Genomic DNA, 423 nt, shown 5'->3' with positions numbered 1-423 from the left:
AGATCTATACTTTCGTTCAAAAAAACAGCAGCGGGCGGTGATCTGGACCGCCTTCAGCCGCCGTCAGAACCGGGTCGTTGCCTATCATATCGGCGACAAGGGCGTGACGAGCGCCATGACCATCTACCGGCTCGTCAAACAGGCCGTGGGCACGATCGAGGCGATCTATACCGATGCCAACTCCAGCTATCATCTGGCCTTCGAGCGCATGGGGATCGGCGAGCCTCATACCCAGACCAAGGCGCAGACACATCTGATCGAGGCATCCAACTCATCGATCCGCGACAACCTCGCCCGCTTCAACCGTCGATCAAAGCGCTTTTCAAAAACCCATCAGATGCTCGACATAACCCTCGCTCTGTTCTTCAACAGGCATCTAATTACGAGTCCAATGTAAACACTGCCCCTTGAGGGGGAGATGCC

Annotated in this window: 1 protein-coding gene; it reads left to right on the top strand. The window is 55.6% G+C overall.

The genetic code is table 11. The features are described from left to right. Nucleotides 1-397, top strand: a 397-nt coding sequence (locus AB1462_RS32250; protein WP_367249185.1) for an IS1 family transposase, incomplete at its 5' end; no start/stop codon positions are given. Nucleotides 398-423: the final 26 nt, after the last annotated feature.

This window comes from Pseudomonas sp. SB113 (assembly GCF_040754745.1).
GTDB lineage: Bacteria > Pseudomonadota > Gammaproteobacteria > Pseudomonadales > Pseudomonadaceae > Aquipseudomonas > Aquipseudomonas grimontii.
The sequence above is the reverse complement of the archived record's forward strand: the minus strand, read 5'-3'. Positions and strand labels throughout refer to the sequence as shown.